Below are 19,948 nucleotides of genomic sequence, written 5' to 3' on the forward strand. Positions count from 1 at the left end.
TGCTCACGGAAGATGCAGCCATGGCAACGAACGTCTCCAGTCTATTCTATGCGTCAGTCTTGGCCGCCGCATCTACTGTTGCGGTGTGGTTTCAGACTTCTACATCCTCCGCAGCGACCGAAATCGCCAGCCATATCCTGGTCGACAAATCCGATCGGCGTCTTTCCCTGATGCAGGGACAAACGATACTCGCGACGTTTCCCATTGCACTTGGTGGCGCACCGGAGGGGCACAAGAGCGAAGAGGGCGATCAGCGCACACCGGAGGGGCGCTATCGGATCGACTGGCGCAATGACAAAAGTGCCTATCATCTCTCTTTGCACATTTCCTATCCAGATGCCGCTGACATAGCCCGAGCCGAAGCTTCAGGAAAAAACCCGGGCGGCATGATCATGATCCATGGCCAGAGGAACTATCTCGGCTGGTTGGCGTATTTGACGCAGCGTTTCGATTGGACGGATGGGTGTATCGCCGTTACCAATGCGGATATGGATATTATTTGGAATTCCGTGCCTGATGGCACGCCGATCGAGATCACACCATGACCGAAGACGAAGCGAAATTTCCGCCGGTAGATCCGGTCAAGGCGGCGCTGACGGCGTCCTGCCCGCGCTGCGGCAACGGCAAGCTGTTTGACGGCTTTACCAAGCCGAAGGCCCGCTGCAATTCCTGCGGCCTTGATCTCTCCTGGGTGGATGCGGGCGATGGCCCGGCAATCTTCGTCATCCTGCTTGCCGACCTTCTGGTCGTTGGTTTCGCAGTCTGGGTGGAACTGACCTACCAGCCCTCGATGTGGCTCCACATCCTCGTCTTCGCGCCGCTCGGCGTGGCGCTCACCCTCTGGCTGATGCGCTTCCTGAAAGCTTTGCTGATTGCCCTCCAATACAAGCACAACGCCTCTCAAGGGGTCATCGACCGTGGCTGACATGGGCATGGCGGAGGGCATGGGTGAGGGGGGCAGGACCGGCCGCCGCACCTGGCGTTTCTGGATTGCCTTGGTGCTCGTTCCCGCAGCGCTGGTCATCCTCCTGTCGCTCGGCACCTGGCAGGTCAATCGCCTGCACTGGAAGGAAGCGCTACTTGCCGACATCCAGCAACGCAGCACCGCAGCACCCGTCGATATTGCTGAACTGGAAAGGCTGCTGGCAGCCGGGGAAGCGGTCGATTATCGGCAGGCAACGGCGAGCGGTCGTTACCTGAACGACAAGGAACGCCACTTCCTTGCGACCTTCCAGGGCCAATCGGGCTTTTACCTCTACACGCCGCTTGAGCTTGCCGATGGGCGCTACCTCTTCGTCAACAGGGGCTTCGTCCCCTATGACCGCAAGGATCCGGCAACGCGTCCCGAGAGCCTGGTCGATGGCGAACAGACGATCACGGGTCTCGCCCGGGCCGAACTTTCGGAAAAGCCGTCTTCGCTGGTTCCTGACAATGACGAGGCGGCCAACATCTTCTACTGGAAGGACCGCGCCCGCATGGCGGCTTCCGTCGACCTGCCGGCCGATCGCGTTCTGCCCTTCTTCCTCGATGCCGATTCGACGCCGGTCGCAGGCGGCCTACCCAAGGGTGGCGTGACCCAGATCGACCTGCCCAACAACCACCTGCAATATGTCATCACCTGGTACGGCCTTGCCTTTGCCCTGGTCGCGGTCGTGCTTGCAGGCCTGATCCGTCGGAAATCCCGATAGAGCCACGGAAGATTTTCCGCTAGAAGGACCGGATGAAGACGGCGAATAGACCGCCGTGTCGGGGAAACTGCATGTCCTATCTCGCCTCTACGCTGGTAGCGCTCGTCGCGCTCGAACACATCTACATTCTGATCCTTGAGATATTTCTGTGGACCACCCCGACCGGGCGCCGCGCCTTCGGCATGAAGCCCGAGCAGGCGGAAGCGACCAAGGTCATGGCGGCCAACCAGGGCCTCTACAACGGCTTCCTCGCCGCCGGCCTTCTATGGGGCCTGCTCCACCCGGATGTTGCCGTCGGCACTCAAATTCAGTTGTTTTTCCTTGGCTGCGTGCTGGTCGCCGGCCTATATGGAGGTGCAACGGCCTCGCGGAAGATTTTCGTCATCCAGGCGCTTCCCGCCGCCCTCGCCATTATCGCTGTCCTGATTGCCGGTTGATCCGATGAACATGCACCAGAACCGACCCCCTTTGACGATCAGGCTCTGTGGCCCGCGCGGCTTCTGCGCCGGCGTCGACCGTGCCATCCAGATCGTCGTGCTCGCTCTCAAGCGCTACGGGGCTCCGGTTTATGTGCGCCACGAAATCGTCCACAACCGCTACGTCGTCGAAGGCCTGGAAGCCAAGGGCGCCATCTTCGTCGAAGAACTCGACGAGATCCCGGCCGAGCATCGCCAACAGCCGGTGGTCTTCTCCGCCCATGGCGTGCCGAAGTCGGTGCCGGAAGATGCGGCAAGCCGCAACCTGTTCTATCTCGACGCCACGTGCCCGCTGGTCTCCAAGGTTCACAAGCAGGCCATGCGCCATGAGCGCCTCGGTCGCCATGTCATCCTGATCGGCCATGCCGGGCATCCGGAGGTGATCGGGACCATGGGACAACTGCCGGAAGGCACGGTCTCCCTCGTCGAAACCGTCGAAGACGCGGACGCCTATCAGCCGCTCGACGCTGATAATCTCGGCTACGTCACCCAGACCACGCTCTCGGTCGATGATACCGCCGGCGTCATCGCGCGCCTGATGGAGCGCTTCCCGAACCTGACGGCACCATCAGCAGACTCGATCTGCTACGCGACCACCAACCGCCAGGAAGCGGTGAAACACGCAGCCCCCGGCTGCGATCTCTTCATCGTCGTCGGTGCGCCGAATTCGTCCAACTCCAAACGTCTCGTCGAAGTGGCCTTGAGGGCAGGGGCCACCCGCTCGCTGCTCGTCCAGCGCGCCTCCGAGATCGACTGGGACTATGTCGGTGAAATCGGCACGCTCGGCATCTCCGCCGGCGCCTCCGCGCCGGAGGTCATCGTCGACGAGATCATCGACGCCTTCCGCCAGCGCTTTGACGCGAAGGTAGAGCTTGCGATCACGGCCGAGGAAAACGAGCATTTCCTCGTCAATCGGGAACTGCGCGACGTCGAACTGACGCGCGAGGACATGGCCTGGGTCAACGGCTGAGCTCGGGTACCCTGCGCGCTTAGTGGAAACCGGTTGCGCGCATATCCCGGTGAAGTCCTGCCGTCTGCTGATAGAGCGACAGCGCATCGCGCGCCGGCATCGGTCGACCGAAGAGATAACCCTGTCCCTGCAGACACCCCATTGCCAGGAGCACCGCGGCCTGCGCTTCGGTTTCAATCCCCTCGGCCACGGTGTCCAGACGCATTTCGCGGCTCATCGCAACCAGGGCACGGGTGATGGCAGCGTCTGACGGGGACGTCTGGATATCGCGGATGAACCCCCGATCGATCTTCAACGTCGAAAGTGGATAGCGCTGCAGCGAAGACAGCGACGCATAGCCGGTTCCGAAGTCGTCGAAGGCGACGCCGACACCGATGTCGCGGATGGCCTTCAGCGTCAGCAGGCTGGCTTCGTCGTCATTCAGCGTCACCTCCTCGGTAACTTCGAGCTCCAGCCAATTGGCAGAGATTTCGTGTCGCTGCACGGCCTCGACTACCCGATCCCGCAGGTTCGCGGCGCGGAACTGTTGCGGGAAAAGATTGACGGCCACCTTGCAATCTCCGCCACCTGCGTTGAGTGACTTCGCCATCCGGCAGGCCTCGTCGATCGTCCACCAGCCGATTTCGGCAGCAAGCGTGCTTTGCTCCAGCGCCGGCAGGAAACGACCGGGCAGCAGCAGTCCGTGCTGCGGGTGGTTCCAGCGGATGAGTGCTTCGAAACCGACGATCCGTCGCGTAGTCAGCTCCACCTGCGGCTGAAAATAGAGCTCGAGATCGCCATTGCGCATGGCGTGACGCAGCTCGTCGCGCATATCCCGTTTCGCCTGGCTCTCGCTGCGCATGGCAGGTTCGAAGAAGCGGTAAGACCGTCCCCCCGCTGCCTTGGCGCAATAGAGAGCAAAATCGGACGAAGCCAGCAGCTCGTCCGCGTCAGCCCCATGCTCAGGCGCAATCGCAATGCCGAGGCTCGCGCCCAGTTCCAGATGCATTCCGCCGAGGCTGAACGGTTTTCGAAAGGCCTCAAGGATCTTCACTGCCTCCTGCTGCACGACCAGCGGATCGCTACATGGCGCATAGAGAATGCCGAACTCGTCACCGCCAAGGCGCGCAACGGTAGCTGTGTCGCCCAGCAGGTAGGGGATGCGCACGGCAATCGCCTGCAGCAGGCTGTCCCCCATCACATGGCCATGCGTGTCGTTGACCTCCTTGAAGCCGTCGAGATCCATCAGGATCAGGCTGCATGGCTCGCCAGAAGCCATCTTTTGCGCAAGCACGGTCATGAATTCATGACGGTTCTGCAGCCCGGTCAGGGTGTCGTGAGAGGCAAGACGCATCAGGCGGGCATCCCGCTCGCGCCGTTCGGATATGTCCTTAATCGCAGCACCCGCCCAAAACCCGTCCTCGGCAGTCCAGGTGGAAAGCGTGATCTCGATCGGAAATTCAGACCCGTCGCTCCGCAGCGCGGAGACTTCCACCGGCTTGCCACCGAGTCCCGGCTTGGCGCCGCCTGCGACATTGGCCATGCCTACCGTGTGGGCACCGCGCATGCGCTCCGGAATGATCATGGTAACCGGATGCCCCCGGATCTGATCCGGTTCGTAGCCGAACATGCTGCAGAACGCGTCATTCGCAAAGCGGATGTCGCCGTGACTATCGACCACAATGAGCGCGAGGCTCATGGCGGCAGCAAAATCGTGCGCCATGCGGGCGGTTGGCGGAAGGTCCATTGCGTCATTCCGGTCATTATTTGAGGGAATACTACAGGAATAATATTAGCGAGCTGTAAAATTTGCGTCGGTTTGGGACAGGCTGAGCAACTTGAAGCGTACACATCAAGTGTGTATAACCATCTGATGAGGAGTTCAGCAGTCATTGCCGCGTTGAAGGCAGACGGGTGGTATGAAGTCTCCACCAAGGGCAGTCATGTCCAGTTCAAACATGACGCAAAGCCCGGCCGCGTGACTGTGCCCCATCCAAAGAGGGATCTGCCGATCGGAACTCTGAAGAACATCGAGAAACAGTCTGGGTTGAAGCTGAGGTGATCGCATGCACAATTTCATCGGCCTGATCCACAAGGATCCTGACAGCGATTATGGCGTCTCCTTTCCCGACTTTCCGGGCGTAGCGACGGCTGGCACGAATCTGGACGATGCACGCCGAATGGCGGAGGAGGCGCTGGCTTTCCATGTCGAAGGCATGGTCGAGGACGGTGAGGCGATCCCCGAGCCTTCTTCGCTCGAGGCGATCATGTCTGATCCGGAAAACAGCGATGCCGTGGCCGTTCTCATTCCGCTCAGAGGTCCTGCCAAGAAGGCAGTTCGCGTCAACATCACGTTGGCAGAGGATCTGCTGCGTGCGATTGATTCCCATGCAGAAGCGCATGGTCTGACACGCTCCGGCTTCCTCGCGCAGGCAGCAGAGCGCCAAATGAAGGACGATGGGAACCACAACAACGCCAAGGGCTATGCACTGTCAGCCTGATGGAGCTGGCGCACGCCCCATTTCCTGTGCCCCGTGTCGTTCCAGGGCTGGCATGCGCGCCGCACCCGTTATAGGACTCGGCCATCCCCGAAGCGGCACGGAACCTCAAAGCTGTGGCAGTTTACACCGACATCAACGAAATCGATCTCAAGGCCTTCCTCGCGCAATATGACGCGGGCGAACTCCTGTCCTACAAGGGCATCGCGGAAGGCGTCGAGAACACCAATTTCCTGCTGCACACGACGAAGCAGCCGCTGATCCTGACGCTTTATGAGAAGCGCGTGGACCGCAACGATCTGCCCTTCTTCCTCGGCCTGATGCATCATTTGTCGGAACGCGGCCTGTCCTGCCCGCTGCCTTTGCCGCGTAAGGATGGCGCGCTGCTCGGCGAACTCTCCGGCCGACCCGCTGCTCTCATCTCCTTCCTGGAAGGCATGTGGCTGCGCAAGCCGGAAGCCCAGCACTGCCGCGAAGTTGGCAAGGCGCTCGCTGCCATGCATGTGGCCAGCGAAGGCTTTGAACTCACCCGCCCCAATGCGCTTTCGCTGGAAGGCTGGCAGACGCTCTGGGCAAAGTCCGAGGCCCGCGCCGACGAGGTCGAGACCGGGCTCGAAGACGAGATCGGCGCCGAGCTCGATTTCCTCGCCGCCCACTGGCCGAAAGAGCTGCCATCAGGCGTTATCCATGCCGACCTCTTCCCCGACAACGTCTTCTTCCTCGGCGATGATCTCTCGGGCCTGATCGACTTCTATTTCGCCTGCAACGACTTCCTTGTCTATGACCTGTCGATTTGCCTGAATGCCTGGTGCTTCGAGAAGGACGGTGCCTACAACATCACCAAGGGCAAGGCGATGATCGAGGGTTATCTCTCGGTGCGCCCGCTGTCCGCTGACGAGATCGCAAGCCTGCCGGTCCTTTGCCGCGGCTCGGCGCTGCGCTTCTTCCTGACGCGCCTCTATGACTGGCTGACGACGCCCGAAGGCGCGCTGGTGGTCAAGAAGGACCCGCTCGAATATCTGCGCAAGCTACGCTTCCATCGCGCCGTGACCAATGCCTCCGAATACGGACTGATTTCATGAAACATGTCGACATCTTCACCGACGGTGCCTGCTCGGGTAATCCCGGCCCTGGCGGCTGGGGCGCGGTTCTGCGCTATGGCGAAACCGAAAAGGAGCTCTGCGGCGGCGAGGCGGATACCACCAACAATCGCATGGAATTGCTCGCCACCATTACAGCGCTGAATGCGCTCAAGGACGCCTGCGAAGTCGACCTCTACACCGACAGCAAATATGTCATGGACGGCATCTCCAAGTGGATTTTCGGCTGGAAGAAGAACGGCTGGAAGACCGCCGACAAGAAGCCGGTCAAGAATGGCGAACTCTGGCAGGCACTCGACGTCGCCAACCAGCGCCACAAGGTCAAATGGCACTGGGTCAAGGGCCATGCCGGCCATCCTGAAAACGAACGCGCCGACGAGCTTGCCCGCAAAGGCATGGAGCCCTTCAAGAAGACGGGTGGCTTTCCGAAGTCGTTGCTGGTGAAGTGAGCGTCGGGCGAGGATGGCGCGTCGCGCCGCCCTCTTGCCCTTTCCTCCGTTCACCCTATGCTCCCCGCAAACCAACACGACGGGAGGCATCCATGATCCAGCACTGCGTATTCCTGCGCTTCAAGGCAGCAGTTCAGGAGACCGAGAAGCAGGCGATCTATGCCGCAATTACGGCCTTGAGTGACGTGGTCCCGGGGATGCTGGAGGTCAAGGCAGGACCGAATGTCTCGCCCGAGGGCCTGAGTGGCGGTTACAACGACGGCTTCATCGTCACCTTCGAGGACGAGATGGTGCGCGACTACTATCTCAAGCACCCGAAACATATTGAAGTCGGCGAGCGTATCGTAAGCGCCACCGATGGCGGTCTGGCTGGCATTCTCGTCTTCGACCTCGCCCACTGATATCGGGGCTCAAACGAAAAGAGGCCCGGTTTCCCGGGCCTCCGAAGTCGGAAGATAGGCTCTGCCGCTCAGGCGCCGAGCTGCTCGATCATCGTGGCCGCTGAGGACACGGTCGCCTGGCCGGGGTTTTCCTCGATGTTGAGGCTCTTCACCACGCCGTCTTCCACTAGCATCGAATAGCGCTTCGAGCGTACGCCGAGACCGCCGCCAGACAGGTCGATGTCGAGGCCGATTGCCTTGGTGAAACCGGCGTCCCAGTCGGCGAGGAAGTGGATCTTGCCCATGCCGCCCGAATGCTGCGCCCAGGCGCCCATCACGTGCCAGTCATTGACCGAGACCACGGCAATCGCGTCGACGCCGCGCGCCATGAGCGCATCGCGGTTCTCCAGATAACCGGGCAGGTGGTTCAGCGTGCAGGTCGGGGTAAACGCACCGGGGACGGCAAAGACGACGACCTTCTTGCCGGCAAACAGCTGTTCCGTGGTGACTTCCACCGGGCCGTCAGCGGTCTTTTCCTTGAAGGTGGCCTGGGGCAGCTTTTCGCCAATGGCAATGGTCATGAAATCGTCCTCGCTTACGTTGAGCCGCCCGAAACCCCTCCGGACGGCGGTCGAGGCGAATATAGGTGGAGGTCATTCAAAGGCAAGCACGGTTTCCATGGCGCGGCTGTCGCTGACGACGAGGATGCCCCAGTGTTTGCCGGCGATCCGATACTTCTTCGGCAGTTTTTTGATCGGCAATGTCAGTACCGTTTCCCCCGAGGCCCCCGCAGTCATCGAGGCCTTGACGAAGACATGCCCGCTCGGACCGCTGACAAACACGCGCGGCACCTCCGCGGAAACCGGCATCTTCAGTCGAATGACAAGCTCCTTGTTGTCCAGCTTGAGCTCATGCCCGATCACATGGAAGTCCGGGGAGGGGCCAGGCGGTACCTTCGACTGCGCGGAAGCAATGAGTGCCGCCTCCACCGGATTGGCGGTGCCGCCTTCATCCGCCGGAACAGTCAGATCGGCCTGGAAGGGAATGCAGATGTTCTGGCAGACGCCGACAAAGGCACTCAGGGTCACGCCGGATGTGTTCGGCGCATCCTTCAATGTGAGCGGCAGCGTGACGGGATGGTCGTAGCCGACATCGATCATGTCACCGTTCATCAGCACTTTCGGCACCGGAAAGCCGACGCTGTCGACCGTGTAGGAGACGCCCGGAGCCGGCGTGATCGCGGGTGGGATCCCGACGTCGCCGGGTTCCTTCCAATAGGTAATCCAGCCTGGCTTCGGCTCGATCACCAGGGCTCCGTGCCGCACGCCGTCGCCGGTTTCGGGCAGCAGGATCAGCCGCATCCGCCCACCTTCATTGACAGCCCATTCGCTGCTGGCAGCCGCTACGGGACCCGCCGTGACCAGCGAGGCAAGCCCGATCGCAAGGGAAAGCATCATGAGCCGAGCGCTGCGCAAGCCGCATGACAGGCTGAAACGAGACATGTCTACTGCCGTTTTCGAGTTCATTTAACCGGCTCTAGAAGATCACTCTCGCCTTGGCCAGTCACGCTTGCTTCATGCTCATCATTTTGGGTTGATCACAATCCGCTTCTGCCTCATCTTGGATATGAGACCACATCTGAACCACGCATGAAGCCGATTGCCGTCGAGGCAGCCAAGGAGGCGGGCATGGCATTGTCGTCTAAAACCAGTCTGAGAGAACGCGGTTTCCTGGATGGCAACCTGCTGATCGCCATGCCGGGCATGGCAGACGGCAATTTCGCCCGCGCCGTCGTCTATATCTGCGCCCACTCGGATGCCGGCGCCATGGGCTTCATCATCAACCGCGCGCAATCGGTGACCTTCGCCGATCTCCTGCTGCATCTAGAGCTGATCGACCGCAACGACGCCATCATGCTGCCCGATCACGCCCGCCATTTCCCCATCCAGTGCGGTGGTCCGGTGGAGCAGAACCGCGGCTTCGTCCTGCATTCCGATGACTATCTCTCCGACAGCTCCATCCCCGTCAGCGACGACATCTCGCTCACCGCCACCCTCGACATCGTCCGCGCCATCTCAGACGGCCGAGGCCCGCGCCACGCGACCATGCTGCTCGGCTATGCCGGCTGGGGGCCGGGCCAGCTGGAAGAGGAGATCGCCCAGAACGGCTGGCTGCATTGCGCGGCCACCGAAAGCCTGATCTTCGACCGCAGCCTCGACAACAAATACGACCGGGCGCTAGCCCTTATGGGCATCAACCCGGCCATGCTGTCGATGGATGCGGGGCACGCTTGAAGGAGCAAGTCTGCTGGTTGCGTTCTTTCCGCTTGCAAGCTGAGTGAGCGTAGTCATTCTCTTGGTGCCTGACCAGCGGGTCCGGCCCAATTGAGACCCCACCCCATGCCCTCCACCGACATCCTCATCGCCTTCTTCATCACCACCGCCGTCTTCGCCTTCATCCCGGGCCCCGCCATGCTCTATGTCGCGGCCCGCACGCTGGCAGCGGACCGCCGTGCAGGGCTGATGGCGACATCAGGGATTCATGTCGGCTGTTACGTGCATGTGGTGGCCGCAGCAGCGGGTCTGTCGGTGCTCTTCCATGTCGTCCCAACGCTCTATCTGGCGGTGAAGCTGGCAGGGGCTGCTTACCTGATCTATCTCGGCGTTCGCATGTTCCGCGCGGCTAGGGCGGTTGGCGCAACGCCCGTTGCAGTGCTGGCGCAGAAATCGACGGGCCGTGCTTTCCTGGAAAGCATGCTGGTCGAGGTACTCAATCCGAAGACGGCGATTTTCTTCCTCGCCTTCCTGCCGCAGTTCATTGACCCTGCTGCGAGCTTCCCTGTCTGGCTGCAGTTCGTGATCCTTGGCACCCTGGTCAATGTGATGTTCACGATCGCCGATGTGGCTTGCGTTATGGCCGCCAGCACCGTCACCAGACGCCTGGCGCGGGTTTCATCACTGCAACGCAATCTGCAAAGGGCAGGGGGCGCAATCCTCGTCGGCCTCGGCCTTCACGTCGCCCTCCAGCGCACGTGAAGACCATCCGCCTCACGCCCGCTTCATCAGCGGAAAGCGTTCTTTGAGCAGCCTGAGCACCGATTCCGACCCGAGCGGCGGCCCGAACAGGTAGCTCTGGCCGAAGTCGCAGCCCATCATCGCAAGGTCGGCAGCATCCTGGTCGGTCTGGATGCCCTCGGCCACCACCTGCATGTCGAGCCCGCGCGCCATCGAGACGACGGAGCGCAGGAGCACTGACTTCTTGTCCGACTGGTCGCAGACCAGCGCCTTATCGAGCTTGATCGTGTCGAAGGGGAAGCGGGTGAGGTAGGCGAGCGACGAATAGCCGGTGCCGAAATCGTCGAGCGCCAGGCTGATGCCTGTATCCTTCAGCTTCTCCAGCATCAGGCGCGCCTGTTCCGGGTTTTCCATGACGACGCTTTCGGTGAGCTCCAGCTTGATCCGCTTCGGATCGCACTGCGTCTTTACCAGCATGGCGCGGATGTCGTTGTAGATCTCGCTCGAGATCAGCTGGGCCGACGACAGGTTGACCGAGACGAAGATCGGCAGTTCACCCGTCTGGCGTTCCCACTCCATCAGGTCGCTAGATGAACGTTCCAGCGCGAACATGCCGAGCGGCTCTATCAGGTCAGACATCTCCGCGATCGGAATGAACTCGGTCGGCGAGATCGTGCCGCGCTTCGGGTGGTCCCAGCGCATCAAGGCCTCGAAGCCGGCAATCTCGCCATTGGCGAGCCTGACGATCGGCTGGTAGGCCATCGACAGCTCCTTGCGCTCGATGGCGCGGCGCAGGTCCGTCTCCAGCTGCAGCCGGTCGGTGCTGACGGTGCGGAAGGCCGGGCGGAAGGGCTCGACGCGATTGCCGCCGGTGCGCTTCGCCCGGTACATGGCAAGCTCCGCATCGGCGAGGAGGCTGGCAGCGCTCTCCTGCTGGTCCACCCAGGAAACAAGGCCGATCGAGGCGGTCAGGCTGATCTCGCGATTGGCAAAGTTGAGCGGCACCATGATCGCCTTGGACACAGCATCGGCAAAGTCGGCGATCTTGGCGGGGTCCTTTTCGGACACCAGGATCAGGCCGAATTCGTCTCCCGAAAGCCGCGCCAGCGTGTCCTGGGGCTTCAGCAATCGGCGCAGGCGCCGCGTGATCGCGATCAGAATATTGTCGCCGGCAGCGATGCCGAGCGCGTCGTTCACCTGCTTGTACCGGTCGATGTCGATGGCAAGCACAGTCGGTCGAACGCTCTCGGATGTCGAGGCGAGCGACAGGATCGCCTGCAACCGGTCGAGGAAGACTTCGCGGTTCGGCAGGCCCGTCAGGTTGTCGTGCATGGCATCGACCAGCAGCCGGTCAATCGAGTTCTTCTGCTCGGTGACGTCGATGATCGTGCCGACGCAGCGGATGACTTCGCCGTTCGATCCGAGCACGGGCCGCGCGCGGATCTTCAGCCAGTGGAAGTGGCCATCCTCGGCGCGAATGCGGAATTCGTGGCTGAGGCGTCCCTTGCGGTGTTCGAGCAGCACGTCGAGCGTGGCGCGGAAGCGGTCGCGGTCATCGGGATGCAGGCGCGGCAGCCAGTTGCGTGCGGGGCCGTGCATTGTGCCCGGCGACAGGCCGAGCCTGATCGAAACATCCGGGCTCGTCACCACGCGGTCGCGGGCCACATCCCAGTCCCACACGGTGTCGCCGGAGCCGGTCAGCGCCAGAGACTGGCGCTCCAGGTCGGAAAATAGACCCTGCTGATAGGCGCCGCCAGCAAAGGCGTGCTGCATGACCGTAAAGCCGATCAGGAGAACGATCAATACCAGTCCGCCGCCGAGTGCCGGCTGGATGATGTCGTTGTCGAGTTGGCCGGTCACCGTCATCCAGCCGCCGAACAACCAGACCAAGATCAATGCCCAGGTCGGCACCAGAAGCACGGCGCGGTCGTAGCGGTTGATGCCGAGATATATGATGAGACCGATGCCGACCACGCCCGTCAGCGCGAAGGAGACGCGCGCGATGCCGGCTGCCACCGAAGGGTCGAAGATCGCGACGCCGAACAGCACCGTCAGACCCAGCATCCAGGCGAGCGTCGCATAGCCGAGATGCACGTGCCAGCGGTTGAGATTGAGGTAGGTGAAGAGGAAAATGACCAGCGATGAGGCAAGCGCAACTTCAGCCCCGGCGCGCCATATTCGAACATCCGAAGCGGTGAGCGAAATCAGCTTTTCGAGGAAGCCGAAGTCGACGCAGATATAGGCGAGTACCGCCCAGGCGAGCGCAGCTGCCGCCGGCAGCATCGACGTGCCCTTGACGACGAAGAGGATGGTCAGGAACACCGCCAGCAGGCCGGCAATACCAAGCACGATGCCGCGATAGAGCGTGAACGCGTTGACCGTGTCCTTGTAGGCATCCGGTTCCCAGAGATAGATCTGCGGCAATTCCGGCGTCGCGAGTTCGGCGACGAAGGTGATGACCGTGCCGGGGTTCAGCGTGATGCGGAACACGTCGGCATCCGGGCTCGGCACGCGGTCGAGCGCAAAGCCTTCCGATGGCGTGATCGCCATGATCCGCTGCGAGCCCAGATCAGGCCAGAACAGCCGTGAGCCTGACAGGCGGAAATGCGGCGCAACGATCACGCGCTCGAGCTGCTCTTCCGAGACGTTGGCGAGCGCAAAGACGGCCCAGTCGCCCTGGTGTCCCTCGGTGGACGAGCGCACCTCGATGCGTCGGCGGATGCCGTCTGCACCGGCGGCGGTGGAAACCTGGAAGGCCTCGCCCTGGTTCGTATAGATTTCCGTCGTCGCTGTCAGATCCAGCGCATTGTCGTCACGCGCGATCTTCACGGGTTCGACGGCTAGTGCCGCCGAGGCGGCAAGCCCGACATAAAGCGCTGCGAACGCAGCCATGCAGAGAGCGGCCAGGCGAGGCACGGCGCGCAATCGGTTTGCGGTATGTGTCATGAGGACGTCTTGCCGTTCCGCGCCTTCGGAGCGCCGATCCGGGAGTAGAGCAGATGGTCGCGCCATTCCCCGTTGATTTTAAGATAGTCGCGCAAAAGACCTTCCCGCTCAAATCCCGTCTTTTCGAGTAGCCTCAGGCTGTTGACGTTGTCCGGAATACAGGCTGCCTCGATACGGTGCAACTCGAGTGGCCCGAAGATGTAGGGAATAGCCAGTTGAAGTGCGGCAAACATGTGGCCTTGCCGCGAATGGCGCTCGCCCATCCAGTAGCCGATCATGCAGCTTTGCGCCGCACCGCGCCGGATAAGACCGATGGTAAGCCCGCCCAGCAAGGTGTTTTCCTCCTTGTCGAAGAGGAAGAAGGGCACCGCCATGCCGGAGTGAAATTCCTGTTCATTACGCAGCACGCGCTGCCGGAAGGCCCGCTCGGTGAGTTCATCCGGACGCCACAGGGGTTCCCACGGCTGCAGGAAGGCGCGGCTCTCCCGTCGCAACTGGTGCCATGGCTCGAAATCGCGAAAGCGCGGCAGGCGCAGCATATGCCGGTCGCCGTAAAGCTCCGGCATGTCCGACTGCCGGGACAGAAACCGAAAGACCGAACGCGTCATGGTCAATCCCCGAGCGACAACCGGCGAAGATCCCGCCGGTCCAGTTCATTGGATGCGGCGTTCAGCCGACAGCCTTGCGGATACCGGCCGGCTGTTGGGTGAGGGCGCCTGCGATTTCATCGAGCGAAACCAGGTGGTCGACAGGGCCGATCGCCGAAAGTGTCGGGGCCGTGTCGAAGAACAGGCGTCCGGCGAGGTCGGTCAGGCGTTCGGTGGTGATGCCGGCAAGCCGCTCCATCATCTCCTGGTTCGGAATGGTGCGGCCATAGAGCATCATCTGCCGGGCGATCTGGCCGGCGCGGGCGGCCGGGCTTTCCTGGCCCATCAACAGCTGCGCACGGATCTGCGCCCGCGAGCGCTCGATTTCCTGCTGGTCGATGCGCTCGGAAGACTTGCGCAATTCATCGATGATGACCGGCACCAGTTCCGGCAGGTTCTCGCCGCCGGTCGCGGCATGGATGCCGAAGATGCCGGTGTCGGAAAAGCCCCAGTGGAAGGCATAGACAGAATAGCAGAGACCGCGGATCTCGCGCACTTCCTGGAAGAGCCGCGACGACATGCCGCCGCCCAGGATATTGGCCAGGATCTGCGAGCAATAGAAGTCGCGCATGTGGTAGGCCTTGCCCTCGAAGCCGAGCAGGACCTGCGTATCCATGAGGTCGCGTTCAACACGCGACTCGCCGCCCGTATAGCGCGCCACATCCATCACCGGCGTGGCCGAAGGGGTCGTCGGCAGTGAGGCAAAGCGCTCCTCGACCTGCTTGACGAAGGCGTCGTGGTCGACCTTGCCGGCGGCGACGACGAACATCCGGTCGGTGGTGTAATTGCGCGAGAGATAGGCGCGGATCTGGTCGCTGGAGAAGGACTGCACCGTTTCAGGCGTGCCCAGAATGCTGCGCCCGATGGTCTGGCCGCGATAGGCTTCCTCGGAGAAACGATCGAAGACGACATCGTCTGGCGTGTCGTCGGCAGCACCGATTTCCTGCAGGATGACGTGTTTTTCGCGTTCCAGTTCCTCTTCGTCGAAGACGCTGTCGGTCAGGATGTCGGCGAGAATATCGACCGCGAGCGGCACATTGTCCTTCAGCACGCGGGCGTAATAGGACGTGGTCTCGGTCGAGGTGGCGGCGTTCACTTCGCCGCCGACATTCTCGATTTCCTCGGCAATCTGCCGGGCGGTCCGCTTGTTCGTGCCCTTGAAAGCCATGTGCTCGAGCAGATGCGCGATGCCATGCTCGCCCTCCGTCTCGTTGCGCGATCCGGATTTGATCCAGGTGCCGAGAGCCACGCTTTCCAGATGCGGCATGTTCTCGGTTACAACAGTCAAACCCGAGGCAAGCCGGGTGCACTCAACATTCATGGTCCGTCTTTCTGCGCTTCTCAACTGTCCGCACGGGCATGTGCGCCGACAAAGCTTTCGACGGCTTTAAGGTCCGCGGGCAAGATTTCGAAGCGCTCCTCCCTGTCCATCAGATCAGCAAGCCATGTCGGAAGCGCGGGGTCAATACCGGAGGCCGATTTTACTGCCGCCGGGAATTTCGCCGGATGGGCGGTCGCGAGCACCACCATCGGGCTCTGCGGCTTCTCGAATTTCTTCGCGACATGCACGCCAACCGCGGTATGCGGGTCGAGCAGATAGCCTGTCTCGTCGAGCACGGCCTTTATCGTCTTCGCCACCTCCTTTTGGGTGGCTCGGCCGGCGCGGAAGTCCTTGCGGATGAACTTCAGAGCGTCCGGCTTGATCTCGAAAGAGCCGGACTGCTTCAGCCCTTCCATCGACGAGCGGATGGCGGATGCATCGCGGCCATAGGCCTCGAACAGCAGGCGTTCGAAGTTCGACGAGATCTGGATGTCCATCGATGGCGAAGTGGTCGCCGAGACACCCTTCATCTCGTAGCGGCCTGTCTTCATCGTGCGCGCTAGGATGTCGTTGTCATTGGTGGCGATCACGAGCTTGTCGATCGGCAGGCCCATCTTCTTGGCGACGTAACCGGCAAAGATGTCGCCGAAATTGCCGGTCGGCACGGTGAAGGACACCTTGCGGTCGGGTGCGCCGAGTGCGACGGCGGACGTGAAGTAGTAGACCACCTGCGCCATGATGCGCGCCCAGTTGATCGAGTTCACGCCGGAAAGCTTGACGCGGTCGCGGAAGGCGACGTCGTTGAACATGGCCTTCACGAGGTTCTGGCAGTCGTCGAAATTGCCTTCGAGCGCGATGGCATGCACGTTAGCATCATTCGACGAGGTCATCTGGCGCTGTTGCACCGGCGAGACCTTGCCATGCGGGAAGAGGATGAAGATGTCGGTGCGGGCGCGGCCGGCAAAGGCATCGATGGCGGCTCCACCCGTATCACCCGAGGTGGCGCCGACGATGGTTGCTCGTTCGCCGCGCTTTTCCAGCACATGGTCCATCAAGCGCGCGAGCAGCTGCATCGCCACGTCCTTGAAGGCGAGCGTCGTGCCGTGGAAGAGTTCGAGCACGAAGGCGTTCGGCCCGGTCTGCACCAGCGGCGCGACGGCCGGATGCTTGAAGGTCGCATAGGCCTCGTCGATCATCCCGCGGAAGATCTCCGGCTCGATCTCGCCATTGGTGAAGGGAAGCAGGACTTCGAAGGCGACCTCTTCATAAGACTTGCCGCGCAACCCGCGGATCGTCTTTTTCGACATGTGCGGCCATTCGCGCGGCACATAAAGCCCGCCGTCCCGGGCAAGGCCTGCCAGAAGTGCGTCACAAAAGCCGAGGCTCGGAGCCTCGCCGCGGGTCGAGATATATTCCACGTCGCTCATCCCTATCGTTCAAAAAGTCGGAGCCGAAGCCGCCGTCAAATCTATGGCGTTTCGGATAGTGAGGTTTGCCCGTTTGCGCCAGTGCGCTCGCCAAGATTTCGCAAGCCCGGCAATCGCAAGCGGGCTTGCCGGAGCCGGCCCGCAGGCCTGAGGTTGAGGACCGGTTGAAATTTGACGCAAATTGCCGGCTACCCAATCGATTTTTGTCGTGGCCGCTGGTATAGACCATCCGCGAGGGCGCTGAAAAGCCTCAAGTTTGACTGTTTTTCGGCCTCTGGCCGAGCATGCGGAAGGTGAAGTCTCGTGTCTGTAAACGTGTCGCGCGGTGTTGTCGCCGTTTCGCTGATGATGGTTCTTTCGGGTTGCAATGCTGGCAGCCTCGGTGGCGGTCTTGGGCTTTCGTCCTCTGAACCGGCCGCCGCGACGCCCGCCGCAGCGCCTGCACAGCAGGCTTTCGTACAGGGTTTCTGCCCCCAGATTTCGCTCCGTGACGGCACCGCTGTTTATCGCTCCTATGCCCGCGGCAAAGAAGGCGATGCCGAGCAGGTCGTGTTCCAGGCCTCGCTCGCCGACTCGACGCGCTCTTGCGCCCGCACGGAGACCACACTCACCGTCAACGCGCTTATCCAGGGACGTCTCGTCTCCGGTCCGCAGGGCAAGGCCGGCACGATCAACCTGCCGGTCCGCGTCACCGTCACCGATGGCGGCCAGGAAGTCTTCAACGAGCTCGAGCAGTATCCGGTATCGCTTGCCGACGTGAACACGCCGACACAGTTCGTCTACACCAAGGCGATCAACGTGCCCGGCAATGTCTCCGGCATGACCCGTGTGTTCATCGGCTTCGAACAGCCGAAGAAGAAGTAAGTTCCTAACGACAGGCGCCGAATCTGAAGATCGGCGCCTAGACCCGCCGCGTCAGCGCCACCAGATAGCGTATCGCGCGATCGCTGGCATTGATGAAGACACAGTCAGCGGGCGCGCCGAGCTGCAGGCAGTCGCCGGTCGAAAGCCGATGGCTGCGTGTACCCTCGATGAAGTCGAGATTTCCCTCGAGAACATAGATCTGCTGGTGCTGGAAGCTGAAGGCGGAAGCCGGGTAGGGCACCTTGACGCCAGCCGGCAGCACCACCTCCAAGAGTTCCAGCTGGCCGCCATTGGCGGGAGACAGGGTCCGGCGCGTATAGCCCGTATCCGGATCAGTCCAGACCGGCTGCTCCGCATGGCGGGCCAACTGGTCTCCCTCCCGCTCGGCCAGCGCCAGCAGAACTGAAAGCGGCAGGCCGAATGCGCCCGACAAGCGCCCGAGCACGGTGGCCGTCGGGCTTGCCTCGCATCGCTCCACCTTGCTGATCATCGCCTTCGACACGCCGGACCGGACGGATAGCTCCGCCAGCGACCAGCCGCGGCTATCGCGTTCCAGCCGCACACGCTCGGCGATGGCGCGTGCCTGGCGATGCTCATCATGGCTCTCGAACTTGCCTGCCGTATCGTTCATCTCAGCCCTTGCCAAATCTGTCTTGTGCGTCTTCTATAGTGGACGGGAACATAAGATAGGTGACGGGGCGTCCACAAGCCATCGGATCTATCGAGGCATGGAAGAGGGATAAAACACAAGTGGCACGCGAGATCCATTTCAACGCATTCGACATGAACTGCATCGGCCACATCCAGCAGGGCCTCTGGTCGCATCCGCGCGACCGGTCGATGGAATACAACAGCCTCGCTTACTGGACGGACTATGCCAAGCGCCTGGAAGCAGGCCTCTTCGACGGTATCTTCCTCGCCGATGTCGTCGGCATCTATGACGTCTTGAGCGGCAGTCCGGCGCCGGCCTTGCGCGGTGCAGTCCAGGTCCCCGTCAACGACCCGATGATGCTCGTCCCGGCCATGGCCTCGGTCACAAGCCATCTCGGCTTCGGCGTCACTGCCAACTTGACCTATGAACAACCCTTCCTGTTTGCCCGCCGGATGGCGACGCTGGACCACCTGACCGGCGGCCGCATGGGCTGGAACATTGTCACCGGCTATCTCGACAGCGCGGCCCGCGCGATCGGCCTCGATGGCCAGATGGCCCATGACGATCGCTACGATCTCGCCGATGAATATATGGAAGTGGTCTACAAGCTCTGGGAAGGCAGCTGGGAAGATGCCGCCGTGGTCGCCGACAAGGCCGCGCAGGTCTATGCGGATCCGTCACGCGTCCACCCCGTCCATCATCATGGACGCCAATACCAGGTGGATGCCTATCATCTGAGCGAACCCTCGCCGCAGCGCACGCCGGTGCTCTACCAGGCCGGCTCCTCGCCGCGCGGCCGCCAGTTTGCCGCCACCCATGCCGAATGCGTTTTCGTCAACGGCCAGAAGAAGGAGGGCGTGCGCGAGATCGTCACCGATATCAGGGCAAGGGCGGAAGGCTTCGGCAGAAGCGGAGACGACATCAAGGTCTTCCTCGGCGCTACCATCGTCACCGGCCGCACCGAGAAGGAGGCGCAGGACAAGTTCGAGGATTACAAGCGTTACGTCAGCTCCGAGGCCGCACTCACCCATGCCGCCGCATCCATGGGCATCGACTTCGACAAGTTCGACATGGATGAACCTGTCGAGACCGGCAAAAGCCAGGCGATCACCTCTAACATCAAGGCCATGGACCGCGCCGCAGGGCCGCAATGGACCAAGCGCAAGCTGATCGAGCAGATGGTGCTCGGCAGCCGCCAGCCGCCGCTGGTCGCTTCGGCGGATCAGGTGGTCGAGTGGCTGGTCGACTGGGTCGAGGATACCGGCGTCGACGGCTTCAATCTCTCCCGCACGGTCGTGCCGGAATGCTTTGACGACATCATCGAACTCGTCGTCCCCCGCCTGCAGGAGCGCGGCCTCTATAAGACAGAATATCGCGAGGGACCGCTGCGCCAGAAGCTCTTTGGCGAACCACGTCTTAGCAGCCGGCACGTTGCCTCGACGCACAGTTGGCGGCAGGGCTGAGCATCTGTCGAACCCTGTGCAAGGCATAGTCTGGGCCAGCCGCCTCGCCTTGCTCTCGCGCCTCGCCGAATGCT

At 61.9% G+C, this 19,948-nt stretch carries 22 protein-coding genes; 14 read left to right on the plus strand and 8 right to left on the minus strand.

What is annotated here, in order from left to right; translation table 11 throughout:
- The first annotated feature begins 20 nt into the window (after window positions 1–20).
- From C0V73_RS08355 to ispH, 5 genes are all read left to right on the plus strand, one after another.
- Window positions 21–545: a L,D-transpeptidase family protein gene (locus tag C0V73_RS08355; protein WP_172450103.1), complete on the plus strand. Its 525-nt coding sequence runs from the start codon at window positions 21–23 to the stop codon at window positions 543–545.
- On the plus strand, window positions 542–925 hold the full coding sequence (locus C0V73_RS08360) for a DUF983 domain-containing protein (RefSeq protein WP_102019509.1): 384 nt from the start codon (window positions 542–544) through the stop codon (window positions 923–925). The genes C0V73_RS08355 and C0V73_RS08360 overlap by 4 nt, the downstream gene beginning before the upstream one ends.
- A gap of 19 nt (window positions 926–944) precedes the next feature.
- Window positions 945–1,688, plus strand: coding sequence for an SURF1 family protein (locus C0V73_RS08365; protein WP_245407928.1), 744 nt, complete (start codon window positions 945–947; stop codon window positions 1,686–1,688).
- 71 nt (window positions 1,689–1,759) lie between these two features.
- Entirely contained in the window at window positions 1,760–2,125 is a 366-nt protein-coding gene (locus tag C0V73_RS08370) for a DUF1304 domain-containing protein (RefSeq protein WP_102019510.1), read from the plus strand.
- Between the two features lie 4 nt (window positions 2,126–2,129).
- A complete protein-coding gene (gene ispH / locus C0V73_RS08375) occupies window positions 2,130–3,134 on the plus strand; it encodes a 4-hydroxy-3-methylbut-2-enyl diphosphate reductase (protein WP_102019511.1) in 1,005 nt (334 codons plus the stop codon).
- A gap of 19 nt (window positions 3,135–3,153) precedes the next feature.
- Here the strand turns inward: ispH and C0V73_RS08380 are convergent, their stop codons facing one another.
- Window positions 3,154–4,860, minus strand: coding sequence for a bifunctional diguanylate cyclase/phosphodiesterase (locus C0V73_RS08380; protein WP_245407911.1), 1,707 nt, complete (start codon window positions 4,858–4,860; stop codon window positions 3,154–3,156).
- 126 nt (window positions 4,861–4,986) lie between these two features.
- Between C0V73_RS08380 and C0V73_RS08385 the strand changes: the two genes are divergently transcribed.
- The 5 genes from C0V73_RS08385 (at window position 4,987) to C0V73_RS08405 (ending at window position 7,561) form a co-directional block, all read left to right on the plus strand.
- Window positions 4,987–5,175 (plus strand): type II toxin-antitoxin system HicA family toxin, encoded by a 189-nt coding sequence (locus tag C0V73_RS08385; RefSeq protein WP_102019512.1) that lies wholly within the window; start codon window positions 4,987–4,989, stop codon window positions 5,173–5,175.
- A gap of 4 nt (window positions 5,176–5,179) precedes the next feature.
- A complete protein-coding gene (locus C0V73_RS08390; protein ID WP_102019513.1) occupies window positions 5,180–5,614 on the plus strand; it encodes a type II toxin-antitoxin system HicB family antitoxin in 435 nt (144 codons plus the stop codon).
- 113 nt (window positions 5,615–5,727) lie between these two features.
- A complete protein-coding gene (locus C0V73_RS08395; RefSeq protein WP_102019514.1) occupies window positions 5,728–6,693 on the plus strand; it encodes a homoserine kinase in 966 nt (321 codons plus the stop codon).
- Window positions 6,690–7,160, plus strand: a complete 471-nt coding sequence (gene rnhA / locus C0V73_RS08400) for a ribonuclease HI (protein ID WP_102019515.1) — start codon at window positions 6,690–6,692, stop codon at window positions 7,158–7,160. The genes C0V73_RS08395 and rnhA overlap by 4 nt, the downstream gene beginning before the upstream one ends.
- Window positions 7,161–7,252: 92 nt before the next feature.
- Window positions 7,253–7,561, plus strand: coding sequence for a Dabb family protein (locus C0V73_RS08405; protein WP_102019516.1), 309 nt, complete (start codon window positions 7,253–7,255; stop codon window positions 7,559–7,561).
- Between the two features lie 68 nt (window positions 7,562–7,629).
- On the opposite strand, the gene C0V73_RS08410 is transcribed toward C0V73_RS08405, so the two are convergent.
- Both C0V73_RS08410 and C0V73_RS08415 read right to left on the minus strand, forming a co-directional pair.
- Window positions 7,630–8,121 carry a peroxiredoxin gene (locus C0V73_RS08410; RefSeq protein WP_102019517.1) on the minus strand — a complete coding sequence of 164 codons (492 nt, stop codon included), beginning with the start codon at window positions 8,119–8,121 and terminating at the stop codon, window positions 7,630–7,632.
- 72 nt (window positions 8,122–8,193) lie between these two features.
- Window positions 8,194–8,997 (minus strand): protein-disulfide reductase DsbD domain-containing protein, encoded by an 804-nt coding sequence (locus C0V73_RS08415; protein WP_245407912.1) that lies wholly within the window; start codon window positions 8,995–8,997, stop codon window positions 8,194–8,196.
- Between the two features lie 231 nt (window positions 8,998–9,228).
- Here C0V73_RS08415 and C0V73_RS08420 point away from each other — a divergent pair, with 231 nt between their 5' ends.
- Window positions 9,229–9,834, plus strand: coding sequence for a YqgE/AlgH family protein (locus C0V73_RS08420; RefSeq protein ID WP_102019660.1), 606 nt, complete (start codon window positions 9,229–9,231; stop codon window positions 9,832–9,834).
- A gap of 105 nt (window positions 9,835–9,939) precedes the next feature.
- A complete protein-coding gene (locus C0V73_RS08425) occupies window positions 9,940–10,575 on the plus strand; it encodes a LysE family translocator (RefSeq protein WP_102019519.1) in 636 nt (211 codons plus the stop codon).
- 12 nt (window positions 10,576–10,587) lie between these two features.
- Here the strand turns inward: C0V73_RS08425 and C0V73_RS08430 are convergent, their stop codons facing one another.
- The 4 genes from C0V73_RS08430 to thrC all read right to left on the minus strand — a co-directional run bounded on the left by C0V73_RS08430 (window position 10,588) and on the right by thrC (window position 16,895).
- Window positions 10,588–13,500, minus strand: a complete 2,913-nt coding sequence (locus tag C0V73_RS08430) for an EAL domain-containing protein (protein ID WP_102019520.1) — start codon at window positions 13,498–13,500, stop codon at window positions 10,588–10,590.
- Window positions 13,497–14,108: a GNAT family protein gene (locus C0V73_RS08435; protein ID WP_102019521.1), complete on the minus strand. Its 612-nt coding sequence runs from the start codon at window positions 14,106–14,108 to the stop codon at window positions 13,497–13,499. The genes C0V73_RS08430 and C0V73_RS08435 overlap by 4 nt, the downstream gene beginning before the upstream one ends.
- Window positions 14,109–14,169: 61 nt before the next feature.
- Complete coding sequence (locus C0V73_RS08440) at window positions 14,170–15,468, minus strand: pitrilysin family protein (RefSeq protein ID WP_102019522.1); 1,299 nt, start codon at window positions 15,466–15,468, stop codon at window positions 14,170–14,172.
- Between the two features lie 20 nt (window positions 15,469–15,488).
- A complete protein-coding gene (gene thrC, locus C0V73_RS08445; protein WP_102019523.1) occupies window positions 15,489–16,895 on the minus strand; it encodes a threonine synthase in 1,407 nt (468 codons plus the stop codon).
- A gap of 303 nt (window positions 16,896–17,198) precedes the next feature.
- Between thrC and C0V73_RS08450 the strand changes: the two genes are divergently transcribed.
- Complete coding sequence (locus C0V73_RS08450) at window positions 17,199–17,759, plus strand: hypothetical protein (protein WP_102019524.1); 561 nt, start codon at window positions 17,199–17,201, stop codon at window positions 17,757–17,759.
- Between the two features lie 37 nt (window positions 17,760–17,796).
- On the opposite strand, the gene C0V73_RS08455 is transcribed toward C0V73_RS08450, so the two are convergent.
- Window positions 17,797–18,390, minus strand: a complete 594-nt coding sequence (locus tag C0V73_RS08455; RefSeq protein WP_102019525.1) for an XRE family transcriptional regulator — start codon at window positions 18,388–18,390, stop codon at window positions 17,797–17,799.
- Window positions 18,391–18,509: 119 nt separating this feature from the next.
- Between C0V73_RS08455 and C0V73_RS08460 the strand changes: the two genes are divergently transcribed.
- Window positions 18,510–19,874 carry an LLM class flavin-dependent oxidoreductase gene (locus tag C0V73_RS08460; RefSeq protein WP_102019526.1) on the plus strand — a complete coding sequence of 455 codons (1,365 nt, stop codon included), beginning with the start codon at window positions 18,510–18,512 and terminating at the stop codon, window positions 19,872–19,874.
- The last annotated feature ends 74 nt before the right edge of the window (window positions 19,875–19,948 follow it).

Source organism: Rhizobium sp. TH135, from assembly GCF_002855515.1.
Classification (GTDB): Bacteria; Pseudomonadota; Alphaproteobacteria; order Rhizobiales; family Rhizobiaceae; genus Allorhizobium.

Coding starts and splice junctions, on each gene's coding strand:
- C0V73_RS08415 (WP_245407912.1), bottom strand. CDS start 8,997: ATGATGCTTTCCCTTGCGATCGGGCTTGCCTCGCTGGTCACGGCGGGT.
- C0V73_RS08405 (WP_102019516.1), top strand. CDS start 7,253: ATGATCCAGCACTGCGTATTCCTGCGCTTCAAGGCAGCAGTTCAGGAG.
- C0V73_RS08385 (WP_102019512.1), top strand. CDS start 4,987: ATGAGGAGTTCAGCAGTCATTGCCGCGTTGAAGGCAGACGGGTGGTAT.
- C0V73_RS08435 (WP_102019521.1), bottom strand. CDS start 14,108: ATGACGCGTTCGGTCTTTCGGTTTCTGTCCCGGCAGTCGGACATGCCG.
- thrC (WP_102019523.1), bottom strand. CDS start 16,895: ATGAGCGACGTGGAATATATCTCGACCCGCGGCGAGGCTCCGAGCCTC.
- C0V73_RS08430 (WP_102019520.1), bottom strand. CDS start 13,500: ATGACACATACCGCAAACCGATTGCGCGCCGTGCCTCGCCTGGCCGCT.
- C0V73_RS08355 (WP_172450103.1), top strand. CDS start 21: ATGGCAACGAACGTCTCCAGTCTATTCTATGCGTCAGTCTTGGCCGCC.
- C0V73_RS08370 (WP_102019510.1), top strand. CDS start 1,760: ATGTCCTATCTCGCCTCTACGCTGGTAGCGCTCGTCGCGCTCGAACAC.
- rnhA (WP_102019515.1), top strand. CDS start 6,690: ATGAAACATGTCGACATCTTCACCGACGGTGCCTGCTCGGGTAATCCC.
- C0V73_RS08455 (WP_102019525.1), bottom strand. CDS start 18,390: ATGAACGATACGGCAGGCAAGTTCGAGAGCCATGATGAGCATCGCCAG.
- C0V73_RS08425 (WP_102019519.1), top strand. CDS start 9,940: ATGCCCTCCACCGACATCCTCATCGCCTTCTTCATCACCACCGCCGTC.
- C0V73_RS08420 (WP_102019660.1), top strand. CDS start 9,229: ATGGCATTGTCGTCTAAAACCAGTCTGAGAGAACGCGGTTTCCTGGAT.
- C0V73_RS08365 (WP_245407928.1), top strand. CDS start 945: ATGGGTGAGGGGGGCAGGACCGGCCGCCGCACCTGGCGTTTCTGGATT.
- C0V73_RS08390 (WP_102019513.1), top strand. CDS start 5,180: ATGCACAATTTCATCGGCCTGATCCACAAGGATCCTGACAGCGATTAT.
- C0V73_RS08380 (WP_245407911.1), bottom strand. CDS start 4,860: ATGGACCTTCCGCCAACCGCCCGCATGGCGCACGATTTTGCTGCCGCC.
- C0V73_RS08360 (WP_102019509.1), top strand. CDS start 542: ATGACCGAAGACGAAGCGAAATTTCCGCCGGTAGATCCGGTCAAGGCG.
- ispH (WP_102019511.1), top strand. CDS start 2,130: ATGAACATGCACCAGAACCGACCCCCTTTGACGATCAGGCTCTGTGGC.
- C0V73_RS08410 (WP_102019517.1), bottom strand. CDS start 8,121: ATGACCATTGCCATTGGCGAAAAGCTGCCCCAGGCCACCTTCAAGGAA.
- C0V73_RS08440 (WP_102019522.1), bottom strand. CDS start 15,468: ATGAATGTTGAGTGCACCCGGCTTGCCTCGGGTTTGACTGTTGTAACC.